This is a genomic window from Bacillus marasmi, from assembly GCF_902168435.1.
GTDB lineage: Bacteria > Bacillota > Bacilli > Bacillales > Cytobacillaceae > Bacillus_BU > Bacillus_BU marasmi.
Genome location: NZ_LR656164.1, coordinates 267,227 through 288,707, shown reverse-complemented (window position 1 = coordinate 288,707; position 21,481 = coordinate 267,227). Strand labels below are relative to the sequence as shown.

Sequence of the window (21,481 nt, the reverse complement as noted above, 5' to 3'; positions counted from 1 at the left end):
TATGAGGGGGCTGGACAAGGTAGAACAAAGGTATTTACTTATACAACTTGAAAAAGTCAGGGAGCCCCCTGACTTTTCACTGTATAACACTTATATCTAGCTCCAGCAGCTAGGAGCTCGGGGGCATAATCCAATTCACGTAAGAGACTAACGTCTCTTGCGTGATTCGTCTTATGCATATCGCTCCTGGGCAAGCCGCTACCGCTTTTAGTTATTGTTGTGCTTGTTCGCGTTGTTCGCGTTGCTCTTTTAGAACTGCCTTGCGAGATAGGTTTACACGACCTTGCTTGTCAATTTCAGTTACTTTTACAAGAAGCTCATCTCCAATTGAAACGACGTCCTCTACTTTTCCTACGCGCTCTTCAGCAAGTTCGGAAATGTGAACAAGGCCATCTTTACCTGCAAAAATTTCAACGAAGCAACCAAATTTTTCAATTCGTTTAACTTTACCTAGATACATTTGACCAACTTCAACCTCGCGCACAATATCCTCGATAATCTTCTTCGCTTTTTGGTTCATTTCTTCATTTGTAGACGAGATGAAGATTGTACCATCTTGCTCGATATCAATTTTTACGCCAGTTTCTTCAATAATCTTATTGATTTGTTTTCCGCTTGGTCCAATAACATCTCGGATTTTGTCTGGGTTAATATGCATAGTCAAGATTTTTGGTGCATATTTTGAAAGCTCTTGCTTAGGCTGATCAATTGTACTAAGCATCGATTCTAAAATGTGCATCCGACCAATTTGGGCTTGTTGAAGCGCCTCTTCTAAAATTTCACGAGAAAGTCCATCGATTTTAATATCCATTTGAAGTGCCGTAACACCTTTAGCTGTTCCAGCTACTTTAAAGTCCATATCACCTAAGTGGTCTTCCATACCTTGGATATCAGTTAAAATCGTATAATGTTCTCCTGATTTAACAAGTCCCATTGCGATTCCGGCAACTGGTGCTTTAATCGGAACACCAGCATCCATCATTGCCAAAGTGCTAGCACAAATACTTGCTTGTGATGTTGAACCATTTGATTCAAGCACCTCTGATACTAGACGAACAGTATATGGGAAATCTTTTTCATCTGGAATAATTGGTTCAAGCGCACGTTCACCTAAAGCACCGTGACCAATTTCACGACGACCAGGTCCGCGCATTGGACCAGTTTCCCCAACGCTGAAATTAGGGAAATTGTAGTGATGCATAAAGCGTTTTTCTTCTTCAATCCCAAGTCCATCTAGGATTTGAACATCACCTAAAGCACCAAGTGTACAAATACTTAACGCTTGTGTTTGTCCACGGGTAAACAGACCTGACCCATGTGTACGTGGTAATAAGCCTACTTCAGATGAAAGCGGACGAATCTCATCTGGTTTACGGCCGTCTGGACGAACCTTTTCTACAGTAATTAAACGGCGTACTTCACCTTTAACAATTTTATCAAGGATTTGCTTAACTTGCTTCAGCACATCAGCTTCTGCTTCGGCTTCTTCGTACTTTGCAAGGACTTTTTCCTTTACAGCTTTAATCGCAGCTTCGCGAGCATGCTTTTCTTGAACTTGAATCGCAGCAATCATTTCTTGCTCACATACATCACGAATTTCCGTCTCAAGCTCTTTATCCACTTCAAATAATGTGATTTCTGTTTTTTCTTTACCGATTTGAGCAACGATTTCCTCTTGGAAAGAGATTAATTTTTTAATTTCTTCATGGCCGAACATAATTGCTTCAAGCATGACTTGCTCAGGAACTTCCTTAGCGCCTGCTTCAACCATGTTAATAGCATATTTAGTACCTGCTACGGATAAGTGCATATCACTTTTTTCAGATTCTTCGACAGTTGGGTTAATCACGAATTTCCCATCAACACGACCAACAACTACACCAGCAATCGGGCCTTCAAACGGAATATCTGAAACGCTTAATGCTAATGAAGATCCAAACATAGCTGCCATTTCTGAGGAACAATCCTGATCAACGCTCATGACAATGCTAACGACTTGAACTTCATTACGGAATCCATCTGCAAATAACGGACGAATTGGACGGTCAATTAAACGGCTCGCTAAAATCGCCTTTTCACTCGGACGACCTTCCCGTTTAATGAAGCCACCAGGAATTTTACCAACCGCATACAATCTCTCTTCATAATTAACTGTCAGCGGAAAGAAATCCAATGGTTTTGGCTCTTTAGATGCCGTTGCTGTACTCATTACCACCGTATCACCATAACGCACTAATGCGGCACCATTTGCCTGTTTTGCTAGTTGTCCGATTTCAACTGATAATGTCCGGCCAGCCCAATTTATCGAAAACACATGTTTTTCTTGACCCATACTTTTTTAACCCCTCTCTACCAATATCACCAATCCAATGGTGATAAGGACCTATCCTTTTCTTTTATCATTAACCTTTGCTTTTTCAAAGGTGAATATCAAATTCGCTTATGTGAACCGAGGTATTAGCCCCGGAGCATGGAGTTTATAAATGCAACTAAGAGCTAGATCAAAAAGCTACTCATTAGCTTCAGTTTAGCTCTTATGCCTTTCTACTATTATGACCATTATCATTGTTCCTTAAAATAGTCGTAAAAATATGTATAATTCATAACATTTTCCAAAAATGTAAAAATAGTTCTTACATAACAAAAAAGCGGGAAAAAATCCCGCTTCTGCTGACTATCGACGTAAACCAAGTTTGTTGATTAACACACGGTAACGTTGAACGTCTTTGTTACGTAGGTATGTTAGTAGGTTACGACGCTTACCTACCATTTTTAAAAGACCGCGACGTGAGTGGTGGTCTTTCTTGTGCGTACGCAAATGACCGTTCAGATTGTTAATCGATTCTGTAAGGACAGCGATTTGAACCTCTGGAGAACCAGTATCAGATTCATGCGTTTTGAACTCATTGATAAGTTCGTTTTTGCGCTCTTGTGTGATTGCCATCCTGTTCACCTCCTAGTTAATTATCCCCTATTACTGAGCAAACGTCGGTGAGTCGTATTGCCAAGCAAAGGTTCGTCATACGAATATTAGAATACATCTTTTTTTGACAAAAAGCAAGGTCTTAAATAGAATTGTGCATAAAATATGACAGGGCATTTTGCTTATCTTTTTCTATTTGTGTCACGAGCTCCTCAAAACCGGAGAATTTTTGTTCATTTCGAAGGCGAAGATGCCATTCCACTGTAACAATTTGCTCATAAATATCTCTCGCAAAATCAAAGATGTGAACTTCGATTGTTTGCTTTTGTAGTTTTTGATGAAAGGTTGGCTTAAAGCCACGATTACACACACCATCAAACCACTCTTGTCCAATCTTGATTCGCACTGCATATACGCCTGTTGGTGGAAGCAGATAGTCTTCACTAACATCTATATTTGCAGTTGGAAACCCAATCGTTCTTCCCCTTTTTTCTCCGTGTTCTACAATACCTGTTGTCGAAAAGAAGCGACCTAGTAATGCCGGAAGCCTATCTACACTACCAGATTGAAGCTCTGCACGAATAAGTGTTGTGCTGACTTTTTCATCGCCCAGTGCAAATTTAGGAACAACACTTGACTCAAATTGACCACGCGAATGGAACGGAATCGTTTCCATATTCCCTTTACCCATACGACCATATGCATAGTCGAACCCGGCAATAACATGACCAACATTTAAGGCAATTATATATTGATCAATAAATTCCTGTGGCAAAAGATTCGCAAACTCTGGGGTAAAATGAACAATAAACAAGTAATCAATTCCAAGCTGTTCAATTAATTGTATCTTATCATCAAGCGGTGTTAAATAGGATACTCTTTGATCACTTTTTCCAAGCACGACGGATGGATGTGGGTCAAAGGTCATAACAGCACTTTTCCATCCCTTATTATTAGCAATTGCCTTTGCTTCATTAATAACACTTTGATGTCCTAAATGAACCCCATCAAAATAACCAAGTGCCATGGCCATTTTTGGAAAACTTGTTTTATTATACTGATGAGGATGATTAATCTTAATTACCTTCACGAATTACTCACCTTTTCTACAACTTTCCTAAATCTCAGCATCGTTTCGAAGAACCTTCTCTGGCTTCATCATTCCAACTTTAAGCGGATGTTGTTTATAGATTGCCAATGCTCTTCCCTGCTCCGTTTCAATAACAATCGGACCAGTTACTTCCTCCATATTTGCTGGGATCGGCAAAATAGCTCCATTTTTTACTTTCTCTGCTAATTTATCATTTATAGCCAGTTTCGGCAAATAAGAAATCCCTGCCTCCAAAGGTCTCAACATATCAGTGAAGGTCCCCTCTTTAGCCATTTCCTCAATCTGAGTTAAGGTGTAGCAGTCTTCAAGTGAAAAAGAAGCAGATTGAGTTCTCGTAAGCTTGGACATATGGGCTGGAAATCCTAAACGTTCACCAATCATAACAGCTAATGTTCTGACATAGGTTCCTTTGCCACATGCAACACGGAAGCGAAATGATACTGTATCTCCAACAAACTCCTGACGATCATCGAGTAAATCAAGTGAATAGATTGACACCTTTCGAGATGGCCGTTCCACTTCAATTCCTTTACGGGCATATTCATATAATCTTTTACCATTAACTTTAACCGCTGAGTACATCGGTGGAGTTTGAATGATATCGCCAGTTAACGAACTAAGAACGTCCAAAATTTCCTGACGGTTAAAATTGCGATCAACCTTTTTTTCGGTTACTATTTCACCCGTTGCGTCTTCTGTGGTCGTTGAAAAACCAATCGTTACTTCACCCTCATAGGTTTTCCCAGCATCCGTGATATACTCTGCTACTTTTGTAGCCCGTCCAAGACAAATTGGTAGTACACCATCTACTTCTGGATCAAGTGTTCCCGTATGACCAATCCGTTTCATCCGAAGAATCTTTCGTAGCTTAAAAATACAATCATGCGACGTTAACCCTCTTGGTTTATATAGCGGTAAAATTCCTTCCATTCATCATACCTCCTTGTCACTAGGCATTTGAGCTAGACACTCAAAAAAAGGCTGACTTAAACAAAGTCAGCCCTTACTAATTGCTAGGAAGAAAAACAATTATTCACCATCGGTTGTCTTTTGTTTTTCTTCCTCATGGATTTCATGTAATAATGTTTCGATCCGATTACCATAATCAATCGATTCATCAAATTCAAAAATAATCTCAGGAGTTTTACGCAAACGAATACGTTGACCGATTTCAGTCCGGATAAATCCCTTTGCCTTCGCCAGTCCTTTTAGCGTATTTTCTCGTTGTGTTTCATCTCCGAGAACAGAAATAAATACCTTTGCCTGTTGAAGATCTCCAGAAACCTCGACATCTGTTACGGTAACAAAACCAATTCGTGGATCCTTGATTTTACGACCGATGATATCGCCAAGCTCCTTTTTCATTTGCTCTCCAACACGATTTGCTCTAAGGCTCATGTTTTTCACCCCGTTATTAAAGCCACTCTATATCCGTTATTGTCCGTTCAATTTCTGGGAACGAATCAATTAACTTCAATGCATGTTGCAGTTCTCTTTCTGCTGCAACCCTTGCAGAGGCGACGACAGCAATCGAAATTTTCGTTCGTTGCCATACATCTTGAAAATCAACCTCTGCAACTGATACATTGTATTTTTGTTTTAATCTTGTAAGAATTCGAAGAAGTACAGCTCGTTTATCCTTTAATGAATGAGCATCATAAATCAAACATTCACAATTGGCCAAGCCAACTATCATTAACGTTCCACTTCTTCCATAATGTATGCTTCGATAACGTCTTCTTCTTTTAAATCGTTATAGTTTTTAATGGTAATACCACATTCGTAGCCGGCGCTTACCTCTTTAACATCATCTTTGAAGCGTTTTAAAGCATCAATTTCACCTTCGAACACAACGACGCCATTTCTGATAACACGAACACCGCTGTCACGAGTGATTTTTCCATCAGTTATATATGAACCAGCAATTGTACCAATTTTTGATACTTTAAAGGTTTGACGTACAGTCGCTTGTCCGATGACTTTTTCTTGATATTCTGGATCAAGCATTCCCTTCATTGCTGCTTCAATTTCTTCAATTACTTTATAAATGATGCGATGTAAGCGAACATCAACTTTTTCTTCGTCTGCTGCACGCTTTGCGTTAACATCAGGTCGAACGTTAAAGCCGATTACAATCGCATTTGATGCAGCTGCTAATGTAATATCCGATTCATTAATTGCACCAACAGCTTGGTGGATGATTTTAATATTAACGCCTTCTACATCAATTTTCATTAATGATGCAGCAAGAGCTTCAGCTGAACCTTGAACGTCAGCTTTAATGATTACGTTAAGATCTTTCATTTCACCTTGTTTCATTTGTTCAAATAAATTGTCAAGGCTAACGCGAGTCTTTTCACCACGTGAAGCTTGCAACGCTAATGATGCACGAGCTTCCCCAACTTGACGGGCAGTTTTTTCATCCTCGAAGACAACAAATCGATCACCAGCTTGAGGAACATCATTTAAACCAGTAATTTCAACAGGTGTTGATGGTCCAGCTTCTTTAACGCGGCGGCCCTTATCATTCACCATTGCACGTACACGTCCAAATGTGTTTCCGACTACAATCGGATCTCCGATTTTTAACGTACCGTTTTGAACTAATAATGTCGCAACTGAGCCACGGCCTTTATCAAGCTGTGCCTCGATTACTGTACCAATTGCTAGACGATTTGGGTTTGCTTTCCATTCTTCCACTTCACTTACTAGTAGAATCATTTCAAGCAAGTTGTCGATCCCGTCACCAGTTTTAGCAGATAACTGAACAAAAATCGTATCTCCACCCCATGCTTCTGGGACTAAGCCGTGTTCAGTTAATTCCTGCATAACGCGGTCAGGATTTGCAGCTGGTTTATCCATTTTATTAACAGCAACAATGATTGGTACCTCTGCTGCTTTGGCGTGATTAATCGCTTCAACTGTTTGTGGCATTACGCCATCATCAGCTGCAACAACAAGGATTGTGATATCGGTAATTTTCGCACCACGCGCACGCATCGTTGTGAAGGCAGCATGTCCAGGCGTATCAAGGAAAGTAATTTTCTTCCCATTTTCCACAACTTGATAGGCCCCGATATGCTGAGTGATTCCACCTGCTTCGCCTTCGGTTACCTTTGTATGACGAATCGAATCAAGAAGTGTTGTTTTACCATGGTCTACGTGACCCATGATGGTTACTACTGATGGACGTTCAACTAGGTTCTCGGTTTCGTCCTCTGTGAAATAGACTTCGAGGTCAGTTGTGTCAATTTTAATTTCTTCTTCAACTTCTACCCCGTAATCAGTACAAATTAGCTCAATGGAATCTTTATCAAGTTCTACATTGATGGTAGCCATAACACCAAGCATAAATAGCTTTTTAATAATTTCAGATGGTTCACGGTGTAGCTTTTTAGCAAGCTCTGCTACTGTTAAAGATTCTGTAAAAGTAATCTTTGCTGGCAGTTCACGTTCTTTTCTTGGAGGCTGCTGGTAAGCTTGATGCGTTTGTTGCTTACCTCTATTTTGGTTTGATCTGCCTCGATTATTGTTTTTATTTTTTGCTTGAAAGCCTTGTGGCTTGTTATCGCGTTTTGGTGGACCACTTTGGACCTTGACTACTTTTGAAGGAGCCACATTTTTATCATCATCTTCAAATGCACTTGCCTTCGATTTAGAAACTACTTGTGGCTGTGGTTTATTCCCTTGTGGTTTTGAAGATGGTTTGTTCCCCACTTGCTGTGAACTTTGCGGTTTCGAGCTTTTTTGTGCTGGTTTGGTGTCTTTGTTGGAATTATAAATTCCCTCTAGTTTTTTTACGGTTTCGTCCTCAATTGTGGCCATATGGTTTGTTACCTCTATATTCATTTCTTTTAGTTTTGCGATAATGTCCTTGCTGGAAACATTATGCTTTTTTGCATATTCGTATACGCGTATTTTACTCATTCTTTCACCCCCGCTAAAATTAATCGAGCAATGTAAGCAGTTTTTTAGCAAATCCTTCGTCTAATACAGTTACCACGACGCGGGCCTCTTTTCCTATAGCTTTCCCCAGTAAATAACGATCTTCTACCAATTTCAAAGGAACGTGATAGGATTTACATTTATCAGTGATTTTTTTAGTTGTATTCGCGGACGAATCCGCAGATAACAAGACAAGTTTTGCTTTACCACTACGAATTTCTTTGACGGACATTTCTTCTCCTGAAGTAATTTTCCGGGCTCGATTTGCTAAGCCAAGTAATGACATCCACATATTTGAGTTCATTAGGAAAGTCGTTTCTCCTTCTCGATCATATCTAGTAACTCATCATATAAAGAATCATCTATGGAAACTTGTAAATGATTGGCTAAAGTATTTTTTTTCTTGGCTAATAATACAGCTTCTTTTTCTTTTGAAAGATAAGCTCCCCGACCTGATTTTTTGCCAGTAGGGTCAATTGAAACTTCGCCTTCCTTTGAGCGAACGATGCGAACGAGTTCTTTTTTTGGTTTCATTTCACCAGTCGCAATGCATTTTCGCATCGGAACTTTTTTCGGTTTGTTCACGATCATTCACCTCTTTATTAATCTAGATCATCCGCAAAATCAAAATCGGAATCATCGTCGTCTGGCGTATACGTTAATAGCGCCTCTTCACGCGGATAAATTCCTTTTTCTCTTGCTTCTGTCTCGGATTTAATATCGATTTTCCAGCCGGTTAATTTTGCAGCTAGTCGAGCATTTTGGCCTCTTTTTCCAATCGCTAATGAAAGCTGATAATCTGGAACGACCACTGTAGTTGCTTTGTCTGCTTCATTAACTATAACGTCAAGCACTTTAGATGGGCTTAATGCATTTGCTACAAACACAACCGGATCATTGGACCATTTTACGATATCAATTTTTTCGCCCTTAAGCTCATTCACAATAGCTTGAACTCGTGTTCCCTTTGGTCCAACACATGAACCGACTGGGTCAACCTCTGTATTATCAGAATGAACTGAGATTTTCGAGCGATCTCCTGCTTCACGAGCAACCGATTTAATTTCCACTGTTCCGTCATAGATTTCTGGCACTTCAATCTCAAATAGACGCTTTAATAAACCAGGATGTGTACGTGACACGAAAATTTGCGGACCTTTTGTTGTCTTTTCAACCTTTGTAATGAATACTTTAATGCGATCATGCGGCTTATAGCGTTCATTTGGCATTTGTTCATTGGCTGGTAAAATCGCCTCGATTTTCCCAAGACTAACATAAATAAACTTTGCATCTTGACGTTGAACGATTCCTGTCATAATGTCTTCTTCACGGTCAATAAACTCGGAATAAATAATTCCACGTTCTGCTTCACGAACGCGTTGTGTTACTACTTGCTTCGCTGTTTGGGCAGCAATTCGGCCAAAGTCCTTCGGGGTTACTTCCATTTCAACTACGTCTTCTTCGCGATAGTTTGGATTAATCCGTTGTGCTTCCTCAATCGAAATTTCCAAGCGTGGATCAAATACTTCTTCAACAACTTCTTTACGAGCAAAAACCCGCATAGAGCCTGTTTCAAGATTTAAATCAATCCGAACGTTTTGTGCTTGATTAAAGTTCCGGCGATAAGCGGATACTAGGGCTGCTTCAATCGCATCAATCAAAACATCCCGAGAAATGCCTTTCTCCTTTTCAAGCAAGGTTAGAGCATCTAACAATTCACTGCTCATTTGAGCGTATCCCCCTTTAAACTAATAAAAATATCTCTGATTTCCGGTTAAAATTTTTACCCTATTATAAATTAAATGGTCGTTCGCACCCTTTTTCTCTTAGAAAAGCGGAGGCGGCTCGCTCAGCCCCGACAAGCATAAGACGAGCCGTCAAGAAGGTTGTCTTTTACCTTCTTGACGGATTGACTTATGACCTCGAGGGGCTAGCCGCCGGAGCTAGACATCTTAGGAGAATGTTACAGCTAGACGGGCATTTGCGATCTTTGCATAAGGTATCTCAATACTTTTCTTTCTAGTTTTAATCTTAACTTCTACGATTACCGTTTCACCATCAAAATGAGTTAATTGCCCTTCGAAAGCTTTTTCACCGTTGATTGGTTCATAGGTTTTGATAAACACATTTTTGCCAATTGCCTTTGAAAAATCCTTATCTTTTTTAAGCGGTCTTTCTGCTCCTGGTGAAGAAACCTCTAAAAAATAATTATGTGGAATCGGATCAACTTCATCGAGCTTTTCGCTTAATTTTTCACTGACAATCCCACATTCCTCGATATCGACACCATTTTCTTTATCAATAAATACGCGGAGGAAATAGTCCCTTCCTTCTTTTACGTATTCAATATCAACCAATTCTAAACCGATTTCAGCTAAGATGGGGGTAACCATTGCTTCCACAACTTCAGCCACTTTGCTCATAAAATATATGATCCCTCCTTTGAAAAAAAGTGCTAAAAGGACTTGAATTAAAATCCTAAATAACTATAAATTTCCATCAATAAACATATAGACACAAGAAAAGAGTAGGTTGCCCCACTCTTGTTTGCGAGAGTATATCTAAAGTATTTCCACTAAAACTATACCATAACCAATTTTTTTATGCAAATGGAAAGATTGCTAAATCCATATTTGTCAAGGTATTTGAGCTGATTATTGCTAATAATTACATCTGTAACAGGGTTTGTTGAGTCGCGAAGAGCGAGACAAATTCCCAAAGGAGCAATCATTGTTGAGGATTTGGTTTTGGTGCCTCACTTGTAATTAAGTACTCAATAGCTCTGATTGATTGCTTGGTTTTCGTACTACGCTCGAAATTAAGTACTCAATCGCACTCATTGATGCTTTGGTATCCGCACTACGCTCAAAATTAAGTACTCAATAGCACTTATTGATGCTTTGGTTTTCTCACTACGCTCGAAATTAAATACTCAATCGCACTCATTGATTGCTTGGTTTTCGTACTACTCTCGAAATTAAATACTCAATCGCACTCATTGATTGCTTGGTTTCCGCACTACTCTCGAAATTAAGTACTCAATCGCACTCATTGATTGCTTGGTTTCCGCACTACTCTCGAAATTAAATACTCAATCGCACTCATTGATTGCTTGGTTTCGGAGCTACCCTCCTTATAAATACTCAATTCCAATCATTGATGACATATTCTAGGCATAAACGAGAAATTCAGCACTTTTTTCAGTCTTTATTTTTATAAAAAACAAAAGCACCCCAAAGTTAGAGGGTGCTTTTTGCAAACCAAACATTCAGATTAAATAAATGTATTGCATCTTCATTGTATTTCTAAAACAGCGACAGCTGATTTTGGTCAGGTAAGTCCTCTAAGCAACCGTGGTTGTCGAGGAATTCAATCAATGTTTTTGATACTTTACCTCTTTGTTGCAGGTCTTCCTTGGACAGAAATTCACCATCTGCCCGTGCTTTTACAATATTGAAGGCCACGTTCGTTCCAAGACCTGGAATCGCATTAAATGGTGGAATTAACTTATTACCATCAATGATAAATTCGTTGGCGCTTGAACGATAAAGGTCAACCTTAGCAAATGAGAATCCGCGTTCACACATTTCAAGTGCTAGTTCCATTACTGTTAGTAAGTTCTTTTCTTTAGTTGAAGCTTCTAAACCTTTATTATTAATTTCTTCTATTTTGGCTTTGATTGATTGTGACCCACGAACCATTGCGTCCAAATCAAAATCTTCAGCACGAACGGTAAAATATGCTGCGTAGTATAACAGCGGATGATGAACTTTAAAATAGGCAATTCTGACGGCCATTAATACATAGGCAGAGGCATGGGCCTTAGGGAACATATACTTGATTTTTTTGCAGGAATCGATGTACCATTCCGGCACTTCATTTTTCCGCATTTCTTCTTCCATTTCATCAGAAAGGCCTTTACCTTTACGAACCGATTCCATAATTTTAAACGCGAAGGATGGTTCTAAGCCTTGATAGATTAAATAAACCATGATGTCATCACGACAACCAATAACTTCGCTCAGATTACATATTTTTTGATGGATCAATTCCTGGGCATTGCCAAGCCAAACGTCCGTACCATGCGACAATCCCGAAATTTGAACTAATTCAGAAAAAGTAGTTGGCTTTGTGTCCTCGAGCATTTGCCTTACAAAGCGCGTTCCGAATTCAGGAATTCCTAGTGTTCCAGTTTTACACATGATTTGATCTTCCGTTACACCAAGGGATTCTGTACCGCTAAAGATTTTCATCACGACTGGATCGTCAGTCGGTATCGTCTTTGGATCGATGCCACTCAAGTCCTGAAGCATCCTAATGACGGTCGGATCATCGTGCCCGAGTATATCTAGCTTAAGCACGTTATCATGGATGGAATGGAAGTCAAAATGGGTTGTTTTCCATTCGGAATTTCGATCATCGGCCGGGAATTGAATTGGTGTGAAATCATAAACATCCATATAATCCGGAATTACGATGATACCGCCAGGGTGTTGTCCTGTCGTTCGTTTAACACCTGTGCAGCCTGAAGCTAGTCGTTCAATTTCAGCACCGCGAATTTGCAGATTATTATCCTGCTGATAAGCTTTCACATAACCAAAGGCCGTTTTATCTGCGACCGTACCAATCGTACCAGCACGGTATACATACTCTTCACCAAACAGAACCTTTGTATAATTGTGAGCCCGCGGCTGGTACTCCCCGGAAAAGTATAGTGATAGGTAAGCCTTTGATGCTATCTCGAGCTTTTCCCCCACTCCACACCGTGCATGAGGCTTTCACACTCACACGGCGTTCCATCGTTAACTTTGTTGAAGGTTATAGGCTAAGCTTTGGATTTCCTACTTCCGTTCTTAGCCTGTTTAGCTTTGTTATTGCTTTCTTTTCCAATTTAGCTAACAGTTTTACGTAATCTTTATTCGCAATCGGGTCTTTACCGTGAATGAGCATATGATATTTCTTGTTAATAATAAGCAAGTTGTCATACTCATCACTTCCGCCTTGTCCTGTCGGCTTAATATGGTGGCAGACTGCATTATGCGGTGTCAAACGTTCACCTGTTATACCGCAACATCCTTTTTGAGCCACATACTTGCTTAAGCGGTTGTTTTCATACAATACACTTTTCGCTTTAAATATTCCCTTACGAAACATTTCAATTTCACGAACAGACATTTGTTTTAAATCTTTATGAATTGAGGACCTGTCATTCTCGTTGTAAATCGTAATATCAGGTTTTCTCTGTCCTCGTATATCATGACGAATCGCTTCGATAGGATATACCAGCAATCCATTGCTTTTAAATCTTGGATAATTGTAGTCCCCATAAAATTTATCAATGACATTGTTTGTTTCTTTCGTTTTCACGAATATATTTCTAAATATCAACGATTTAATATTCGGATGAACTTGGTGTCTTATCTCATTAAAGTCTTGAGATATCCTTGTCGCAATCTTGTAATAGTTATGCAACCCAAGAATGTTCGCATTGAAATTCATCACTTTTTCTGGGGTAGGACATTTTCGAAGTTTTACTAACTGATGCCTTATGACCTCTTGAACTTTTTGTTTTGATTTCGGGTCCATTTTTGAATTTACAATGTAACCTGTTTTGGCATTTCCTTTTTGAACGGCTCTAAATCGAATACCTAAAAAATCTGTACCGTTTTTTCGCAAATTAGTGATTTTACTTTTTTCTTCACTTATTTCAAGCCCTAATCTTTCTTTGAGCCATTTTTCCACCGCTATTTTAATCTTCCTAGCGTTATCATAGGAGTTTGTGAATATTTTAAAATCATCTGCGTATCTAACCAGATACATTGGCTTTAGCCTTGTCTTTTTTAGTGCATCCGTTTTATTTCGTTTCAGCTTATAAGGTACTCTAGTCGGCTTTGTTTCCCACTGATTAGAAACCCACCAATCTAATTCGTTCAGCACTACATTGGCAAGTAGTGGAGATAAAATGCCGCCTTGTGGAGTCCCTTTTTTCGGAATGCCTTCACCTGTAATTTCAGCTTTAAGCATCTTTTTAATAATAGATAAAACACTCTTGTCCCTTATTCCAATCGTCCATAGCTGCCTTATTAGTTTTTTGTGATTCACATTGTCGAAAAAACTCTTGATATCTACATCAACCACGAAATGCTGATGACTATGATTGACCATGTGATAGCATCTTGCTAATGCATCGTGTGTGCTTCTTTTAGGTCTGAATCCATAGCTTTGAGGATGAAACCTCGCTTCCACAATCGGTTCAAGCACTTGTAAGAACATTTGTTGTATTAATCTATCTTCAATCGTTGGAATCCCAAGTGGTCTCATCTTGCCATTGGGCTTCGGAATGAATAATCTCCTAACCGTATGTGGTGAGTAGTTCTCAAGTCTTTTCCTTGTTAATCTAACTAATTTATTGGCATCCAGTTTATTTAAATGCTTAATCGTATGTCCGTTTGTACCTTTCGTTTTACTGCCTGTATTGCTTTTCAGGTTTCGAAAGGCTAATAAAATATTTTCTTCGGAAATAATCAGCTTATAAATGTCTGTAAAATAGCGACTACTATTGCTCTGTTCGTAAAGATTATCGAAAATTGGTTGTAAGCCGAAATATTCGTTATTTCTTAGCTTTTGAATCATTAAGTCAGCCAACTAATCACTCCTTTACGAAGTTTTCGTTCTCTTTAGTCATACACGAATCTGACTTATTGTAGGTTTGATTTCAACGTTAACGACTTGTGCCCTTCCCTCTGAAATGTTTTATCCTCCGACCTATTGGGTATTCAGTCATCAGCGGCATTTCTTCATCGGTACTACGGCACTACTGCCACTCTCATAAAATGTGTTATAGCAAATTGCCTTTCCACATACCATCGTCTTCAGACTGCAACATCCTCTTATGTCGAGAGCTTCACACGTTCCACTATTTCTATCTGTACATATTCCCTTAGGTTCCCCCTAAATTCCGCTGAGCTTGATTGTGCCTGTAACACAATATGGATTTTCATAACCAAACGCTTACTCATCCACACTCAGAAGTCCTAATACGGACCCCGTAACATTTCTGCTACGTGACATTCACGAAAAGTCAGTCGAGGGTTCGTCCCAGTGATTCTACTGATTCTAACCATAGGAATTTTATAGACACCAGACCTATCATTCACAGAAGGTTGTACCTCCCTTTCCTCAGCCGTACTGTTAGGGTGAACTTCAGCCTACTTTAACGGGCTTCAAACGATGTTAATGTTTGCAATATCTCCATCGCTTGCCGTAGCTTCAGTGAGTGCGTTTCTGGACGTTACTCCATCATTCCACACTTCGAAATAGCAGTTCTCCTAGCAAATACTAGTGCTTAACCTTTTCAGTTAAGAACGTGTCACACTCAAATCAATATCGGGTACCTTGTCTCCTTTGAAGCCTAGGAAGGTTTCAAACGGGATATCCTGTCCATCCTTGCGATATTTTGCTCCACAATTAGGGCAGTCTTTATCTGGTAGGTCATAACCAGAACCAACCGAACCATCATTAAAAAACTCAGAATGCTTACATGATGGGCAAACGTAATGCGGCGGCAATGGGTTTACCTCGGTAATTTCGGTCATTGTCGCGACAAAGGAGGAACCAACAGATCCCCGCGAGCCAACAAGATAACCATCGTCTAATGATTTCTTTACAAGCTTATGGGAAATCAAATAAATAACCGCAAATCCATGTCCGATAATACTTTTCAATTCTTTCTCTAAGCGTGCTTCGACAATTTCAGGAAGCTCATCACCATAGATTTTGCGAGCCATCGCATAGCTCATTTCCCGCATTTCTTCATCGGCGCCTTCAATTTTCGGTGTATATAAGTCATCTTTAATCGGCTTAATCACGTCAATCATATCGGCGATTTTATTGGTATTCGTTACGACGATTTCTTTTGCTTTCTCTTTTCCAAGGAAGGAAAAAGCATCAAGCATCTCGTTAGTCGTTCTAAAATGAACGTCTGGTAGCTCATGACGATTTAACGGATTGGCGCCACCTTGAGAGTTGATTAAGATTTTTCGGTAAATTTTATCATTCTCATTTAGATAATGGACATTTCCAGTCGCAACAACAGGAATATCTAACTTATCGCCTAAAGCAACGATATTTCCGATAATTTGCTCAAGAGCTTTCTCATCCTGAACCAATTCCATTTCTATTAATGGAGCGTATACAGGTTTTGGCATTACCTCTAAATAATCGTAAAATGCTGCTACTCCTTCCACTTCGTCAGGCGATTTTTGCATCATTCCTTCGAATACCTCACCTTTGTCACAAGCGGACCCTACTAAAATACCTTCGCGATATTTTTGTAGGACAGATCTTGGGATTCGCGGTACTCGATAAAAGTATTCAATATGAGCGATAGAAATAAGCTTAAATAAATTTTTCAAACCAAGCTCTGTCTGGGCTAGTAAAATACAATGATAAGGTCGGGCACGCTGATAGGCATTCCCTTTCCCCATATTGTCGTTAAACTGATCATGATACTCGATACCCTTTTCAGCGGCATCCTTTAACATTTTTATGAGCAAATATCCAGTTGCTTCAGCATCATAAATTGCTCTGTGATGTTGAGTCAGTTCAATATCGAACTTTTTCGCAAGCGTGTTTAAGCGATGGTTTTTCAACTCAGGATATAGGAATCGTCCTAACTCCAATGTATCAATGACAGGGTTGGTTGCTTTATCGTATCCTATCTTTTTATAACCAACATTTAAAAAGCCCATGTCAAACGATGCATTGTGTGCAACTAGAACTGCATCCTCAGTCCATGCATGGAAATCACGAATGACCTCTCCTACCTCTGGGGCATTTTGGACCAAATCATCGGTAATTCCAGTAAGATTAATTGTCGTAGCAGATAGCGGGTGATGTGGATTTGCGAACGATTCGAACCGATCAACAATTTCTCCACCCCGAATTTTCACGGCTGCTAATTCAATAATTGTATTATATACCGCTGAAAGTCCCGTTGTTTCTACGTCAAATACAACGTAAGTATCCTCAGCAAGCAGGCGATGTGCCGGATTATAAGCAATCGGTACACCATCATCGACTAAATTCGCTTCAACTCCATACAAGATTTTGACATCGTTTTTCTTCCCAGCTCCGAATGCCTCCGGGAACGATTGGGCAACAGCATGGTCTGTTATAGCAATTGCCTTATGCCCCCACTTTTTTGCCTGAGCAACTAGCGCACTTACTGATGTAACGGCATCCATTTGACTCATAGGTGAATGAAGATGGAGCTCCACCCGTTTTTCATCCTCAGGAGAAGTATCTTTTCGCTCAACAGGCTTGATTTCATTTAGGTCATTACCAATCATGACTAGGTCACGCACAAATGTATCATTTTGAACACTGCCTCGTACCTTTAACCACATTCCCTTTTTTACACGTTCAAACAGGGCAGCGTCCTCCTTATCGCGGGAGAACATTTTGACCATTATCGAGCTAGAATAATCTGTGATTTTAAAGGTTAGCAGCGTTCTTCCACTGCGTAACTCCTTCGTTTCTGCAGCAAATACGTATCCTTCAATCGCAATCCTGCGCTCTTCTTCGTTAATTTCTTCAATCCTGCGGAAGTCAGCATCAGGTTTAATTGTTAGACCTACCACAAGCGGTCCGCTATGATCTGTATCTCCACCTTTATCCTTGTCATTATCCTTTTTCTGCATTTCTACAAGTGCGAGCAATGCTTTTTCTTGGTCTTCCTTTTCTTTTTGCTTCATGAACTGTTCCACTTTGGATGCATCATTTGATACCTCAGTATCGAGCATTAGCTGGGGGAAACCAAAGGATTGATAGATGGTAGAAATAAGACTTGAATATTTATTCTTAATACTAAGTCCTTGTGGCTCATTATGAACTTTAATCGTCAGCTTATTTCCGGTGACATTCGGCATTTGCTCATGCAGAAGCTTTTGAATCGGGGGAGACATACCGTCGATTTCTTGAACACACAACTTCCAATATTCCTGAGCAATTTCAGGTTGGTATTGTGTGTCTAATACTTGCAAAGAGAATGTTGATGTCTTTGCAATATACGAAAAAGTACTTTGTAATCTCGCAGCCAATAGTTGATAAATCGTCGCCGGTAATATTTTTTCTAATAAAAAATGGAAATGATATTTACCTGTGTCACGTTCAACAACAACCTTTTGCAGCTGGGCATTTTCAAAATACCGAACAATTGCATCCTCGGTCATCTCGAGCTGCTGAAGCAAAAGTTGGAAACGTTCTTTTTTCCCACTTGAATCAATCAATCACTTTCACTCCTCTCATGTTTAAAATTTATCTATTATTCTTTTTTCACTAATTCATTAACATAGAACAAAAGCTATTATATCATATCAGCTTAACGGAAAAACGTAGGATATTTTTACATTAAAGCATTTAAAAAACTCGCCAATAAAATTGACGAGTTTTCTCAAATTATAGTGATTGTAACAATTGAGTTAAGCGCTCTACTATTTCATCCTTCGAAATTTCTAGCATTTCACCCGTTTTGCGAATTTTTACTTCAACGATTCCTTCGTTTGCTTTTTTACCAACTGTCACACGAATTGGTAAACCAATTAGATCGGAATCTGCAAATTTCACACCAGGACGTTCTGCACGGTCATCGAGTAAAACATCGAAGCGATTTTGTTTTAATAACGTATATAATTCTTGTGCTAAACCGTTTTGCTCGGCATCCTTGACGTTAACAGGAATAAGGTGAACATCAAAAGGTGCGACACTTACTGGCCATACTAAACCTTTTTCATCATTAAATTGCTCAGCAACAGCTGCCATCGTCCGAGAAACACCGATTCCATAACAGCCCATAATCATTGGCTGTGATTTTCCGTTTTCATCAAGATAGGTCGCATTCATTGCTTCACTGTAACGTGTACCAAGCTTAAAGACATGACCAACTTCAATTCCTTCTGCAAAAAGGATTGAACCTTCACCGTCTGGTGATGGGTCACCTACTTGGATGAAGCGAAGGTCAGCATATTGTGATACGTTAAAATCGCGATCAGCATTCACATTCATGTAGTGGTAGTGCTCTTCGTTTGCACCACAAACACCGTTAACAACGGCTTCAACAGCATGGTCAGCTACGATTTCTACATTATCTACACCGATTGGTCCCAGCGAACCGACAGGGCAGCCAAGAATTTTTGCTGTTTCCTCTGCATCCGCCAATTCAACTGAACCAGCTTCAAAAAGATTCTTAAGTTTAATGTCATTGATTTCGTGGTCACCGCGTGCTAGTACTAATACATATTTATCATCAATTTTAAACATTAACGATTTAATGCACTGTTCAGGCTTCACATTTAAAAATGATGCCACTTCTTCAATCGTACGCTGATTTTCAGTTCTAACCTTTTCAAGACCATCAAGAGCCTCTGATGATTTTTCATAAGTTGTAATAACCGGTGCCATTTCAATATTTGCAGCATAATCAGAAGTATCGGAATAAGCAATCGTATCTTCACCAACATCTGACAATACCATAAATTCATGTGTATCCTTTCCGCCCATTGCACCTGAATCGGCAATAACAGCACGGAAATTTAACCCACAACGCGAGAATATATTTGAGTACGCTTTAAATAAAGCATCATACACTTCATCCAGACTGTCTTGAGAAGCGTGGAAGGAATAAGCATCCTTCATGATAAATTCACGACCGCGCAAGAGCCCAAAGCGAGGTCTCTTTTCATCACGGAACTTCGTTTGAATTTGATATAAAGTGAGTGGTAATCGTTTATACGATTTCACTTCATCACGCACAAGGCTTGTAATGACTTCTTCATGAGTTGCCCCAAGTGCAAATTCTCGATCATGACGGTCCTTCATTCGCATTAACTCTGGACCGTATGTGTACCAACGACCAGACTCTTGCCATAATTCAGCTTGCTGTAAGGCAGGCATTAACAATTCAACGGCCCCTGCAGCATCCATTTCTTCGCGAACAATTGTTTCAACCTTTTGTAATACCTTTTTCGCCAATGGAAGATAGCTATAAATTCCGCTGGCATTTTGGCGCATGAAACCAGCACGCAATAATAATTGGTGACTTTTTATTTCAGCATCTGCTGGTACTTCGCGCAAAGTAGGAATAAGCGTCATACTTTGTTTCATCTTTAATTGCTCCTTAACTATCATTTATAAGAAAAATCTTTGGATATCATTCCACGTTACGACGAGCATTAATAACATCAGTAAGGCGAATCCAATAAAGTGAACCATTCCTTCTTTTTGGCGATCGACTGGTTTGCCCCGTAAAAATTCAACAGCAAAAAACATCAGCCTTCCTCCATCAAGTGCTGGGATTGGTAAAAGATTCATAATGCCCAGATTGATACTTAAAATACCGGCCCATTTCATTAAATAATAAATTCCAGATTTTGCAACAGTATCGGTTGATTTATATATTCCGACTGGTCCTGATAATGCATCAATTGTAAAATCACCAGATACTAGCTTTCCTAGCATGAAGAATATCTCTTTTGTCCAAAAATAAGTTTCTTCAAATCCATAAGCAACCGCTTTTAATGGTGATTTTTCAACGGGACTATATACACCAATTAATCCAATCGTTTCTCCCTCAATCTCTTTCTCTTCCGGAACTACCGAAACATCCTGAGTTTTTCCATCACGCTCAATCGTAAATTCTAATTCTTTATTTGGATTTTTTCTAATCGTTTCGACGACATCATTCCAGCTCGTAATCTCATCTCCATCTATCGTGTGAACGATATCGCCTTCCTTCAGGCCTGCTTTAACAGCTGTGCCATCTGGAGTAACCTTACCAAGGATAGGCTCAGAAGAAGGAACTCCCTGTAAAAAGGCAATGACTAGAAAAATGAAAAAAGCTAACACAAAATTCATCATTGGACCGGCAAAAATCGCCATCGTTCTTTGTCCTAATTTTTTAGAAGCAAACTGACGGTCATATGGAGCAATTTGCGTTTCAATTCCATCCTCAACCATTACCGCATCTCGGGCAATCGAAAATGATTGAAGCTGCTCATCCTCTCCATCAACATATCCTTTTAGGACCAAAGCGTATTCGATATCTGCACTCTCAACTTCCATCACACGAGCGTTTGGGTATTTATCCTTGTTATTTAATATGATTTTTGTGACTTGTCCTGATTGGTCATCTAGCATTAGGCCTATTCTATGTCCTGGCTTGATTTCGATCATTTCCGGATCTTCCCCAGCCATCCTTACAAATCCACCTATCGGTAGGAGACGAATCGTATAGACGGTTTCATTCTTTTTGTGGGAAAAAATTTTAGGACCAAAGCCAATTGCAAATTCTCGACAAAGAATTCCGGCTCGTTTCGCAAAGATGAGATGACCTAATTCATGAAAGAATACGAGGGCGCCGAAAATAACAATAAAGGCTATAACTGTGCTCAAACTTTACAACCACCTTTTTTTTTGGATAAGAGACCAGGGAAAACAATCTATTG

General features: G+C 39.5%; 14 protein-coding genes and 2 pseudogenes. All 16 read right to left on the bottom strand.

What is annotated here, in order from left to right; translation table 11 throughout:
• Positions 1-211 precede the first annotated feature (211 nt).
• Entirely contained in the window at positions 212-2,332 is a 2,121-nt protein-coding gene (gene pnp / locus FXW34_RS01430) for a polyribonucleotide nucleotidyltransferase (protein ID WP_147532165.1), read from the bottom strand.
• Between the two features lie 342 nt (positions 2,333-2,674).
• Positions 2,675-2,944 (bottom strand): 30S ribosomal protein S15, encoded by a 270-nt coding sequence (gene rpsO, locus FXW34_RS01425; RefSeq protein WP_147532163.1) that lies wholly within the window; start codon positions 2,942-2,944, stop codon positions 2,675-2,677.
• Positions 2,945-3,065: 121 nt separating this feature from the next.
• Positions 3,066-4,013 carry a bifunctional riboflavin kinase/FAD synthetase gene (gene ribF / locus FXW34_RS01420; protein WP_147532161.1) on the bottom strand — a complete coding sequence of 316 codons (948 nt, stop codon included), beginning with the start codon at positions 4,011-4,013 and terminating at the stop codon, positions 3,066-3,068.
• Between the two features lie 27 nt (positions 4,014-4,040).
• Complete coding sequence (truB, locus tag FXW34_RS01415) at positions 4,041-4,964, bottom strand: tRNA pseudouridine(55) synthase TruB (protein WP_147532159.1); 924 nt, start codon at positions 4,962-4,964, stop codon at positions 4,041-4,043.
• Positions 4,965-5,063: 99 nt separating this feature from the next.
• Complete coding sequence (gene rbfA / locus FXW34_RS01410; RefSeq protein ID WP_147532157.1) at positions 5,064-5,432, bottom strand: 30S ribosome-binding factor RbfA; 369 nt, start codon at positions 5,430-5,432, stop codon at positions 5,064-5,066.
• 16 nt (positions 5,433-5,448) lie between these two features.
• Entirely contained in the window at positions 5,449-5,730 is a 282-nt protein-coding gene (locus FXW34_RS01405) for a DUF503 domain-containing protein (RefSeq protein WP_147532155.1), read from the bottom strand.
• Positions 5,730-7,961, bottom strand: a complete 2,232-nt coding sequence (gene infB / locus FXW34_RS01400; protein ID WP_147532153.1) for a translation initiation factor IF-2 — start codon at positions 7,959-7,961, stop codon at positions 5,730-5,732. Before infB ends, FXW34_RS01405 begins: the two co-directional genes overlap by 1 nt.
• Positions 7,962-7,980: 19 nt before the next feature.
• Positions 7,981-8,283, bottom strand: coding sequence for a YlxQ family RNA-binding protein (locus FXW34_RS01395; RefSeq protein WP_147532151.1), 303 nt, complete (start codon positions 8,281-8,283; stop codon positions 7,981-7,983).
• A complete protein-coding gene (gene rnpM, locus FXW34_RS01390; protein ID WP_147532149.1) occupies positions 8,283-8,564 on the bottom strand; it encodes an RNase P modulator RnpM in 282 nt (93 codons plus the stop codon). Before rnpM ends, FXW34_RS01395 begins: the two co-directional genes overlap by 1 nt.
• A gap of 17 nt (positions 8,565-8,581) precedes the next feature.
• Positions 8,582-9,706, bottom strand: coding sequence for a transcription termination factor NusA (nusA, locus tag FXW34_RS01385; RefSeq protein ID WP_147532147.1), 1,125 nt, complete (start codon positions 9,704-9,706; stop codon positions 8,582-8,584).
• A 225-nt stretch (positions 9,707-9,931) separates the two neighbouring features.
• Positions 9,932-10,402, bottom strand: coding sequence for a ribosome maturation factor RimP (rimP, locus tag FXW34_RS01380; protein WP_147532145.1), 471 nt, complete (start codon positions 10,400-10,402; stop codon positions 9,932-9,934).
• A gap of 882 nt (positions 10,403-11,284) precedes the next feature.
• Positions 11,285-12,700, bottom strand: a pseudogene (locus FXW34_RS01375) (PolC-type DNA polymerase III); the annotation flags it as partial.
• Positions 12,701-12,797: 97 nt separating this feature from the next.
• Positions 12,798-14,624 (bottom strand): group II intron reverse transcriptase/maturase, encoded by a 1,827-nt coding sequence (ltrA, locus tag FXW34_RS01370; protein WP_147532143.1) that lies wholly within the window; start codon positions 14,622-14,624, stop codon positions 12,798-12,800.
• Positions 14,625-15,352: 728 nt separating this feature from the next.
• A pseudogene (locus FXW34_RS01360) lies at positions 15,353-18,211 on the bottom strand (PolC-type DNA polymerase III); the annotation flags it as partial.
• A gap of 226 nt (positions 18,212-18,437) precedes the next feature.
• A complete protein-coding gene (locus tag FXW34_RS01355; RefSeq protein WP_147532139.1) occupies positions 18,438-20,141 on the bottom strand; it encodes a proline--tRNA ligase in 1,704 nt (567 codons plus the stop codon).
• A 24-nt stretch (positions 20,142-20,165) separates the two neighbouring features.
• Positions 20,166-21,428, bottom strand: a complete 1,263-nt coding sequence (rseP, locus tag FXW34_RS01350) for an RIP metalloprotease RseP (RefSeq protein ID WP_147532136.1) — start codon at positions 21,426-21,428, stop codon at positions 20,166-20,168.
• Positions 21,429-21,481 lie beyond the last annotated feature (53 nt).

What these genes read in the sequence shown, in the direction of transcription:
- pnp (WP_147532165.1), bottom strand. Translation starts at nt 2,332, where the DNA reads ATGGGTCAAGAAAAACATGTGTTTTCGATAAATTGGGCTGGCCGGACA.
- rpsO (WP_147532163.1), bottom strand. Translation starts at nt 2,944, where the DNA reads ATGGCAATCACACAAGAGCGCAAAAACGAACTTATCAATGAGTTCAAA.
- truB (WP_147532159.1), bottom strand. Translation starts at nt 4,964, where the DNA reads ATGGAAGGAATTTTACCGCTATATAAACCAAGAGGGTTAACGTCGCAT.
- rbfA (WP_147532157.1), bottom strand. Translation starts at nt 5,432, where the DNA reads ATGAGCCTTAGAGCAAATCGTGTTGGAGAGCAAATGAAAAAGGAGCTT.
- FXW34_RS01405 (WP_147532155.1), bottom strand. Translation starts at nt 5,730, where the DNA reads ATGATAGTTGGCTTGGCCAATTGTGAATGTTTGATTTATGATGCTCAT.
- infB (WP_147532153.1), bottom strand. Translation starts at nt 7,961, where the DNA reads ATGAGTAAAATACGCGTATACGAATATGCAAAAAAGCATAATGTTTCC.
- FXW34_RS01395 (WP_147532151.1), bottom strand. Translation starts at nt 8,283, where the DNA reads ATGAACTCAAATATGTGGATGTCATTACTTGGCTTAGCAAATCGAGCC.
- nusA (WP_147532147.1), bottom strand. Translation starts at nt 9,706, where the DNA reads ATGAGCAGTGAATTGTTAGATGCTCTAACCTTGCTTGAAAAGGAGAAA.
- rimP (WP_147532145.1), bottom strand. Translation starts at nt 10,402, where the DNA reads ATGAGCAAAGTGGCTGAAGTTGTGGAAGCAATGGTTACCCCCATCTTA.
- FXW34_RS01355 (WP_147532139.1), bottom strand. Translation starts at nt 20,141, where the DNA reads ATGAAACAAAGTATGACGCTTATTCCTACTTTGCGCGAAGTACCAGCA.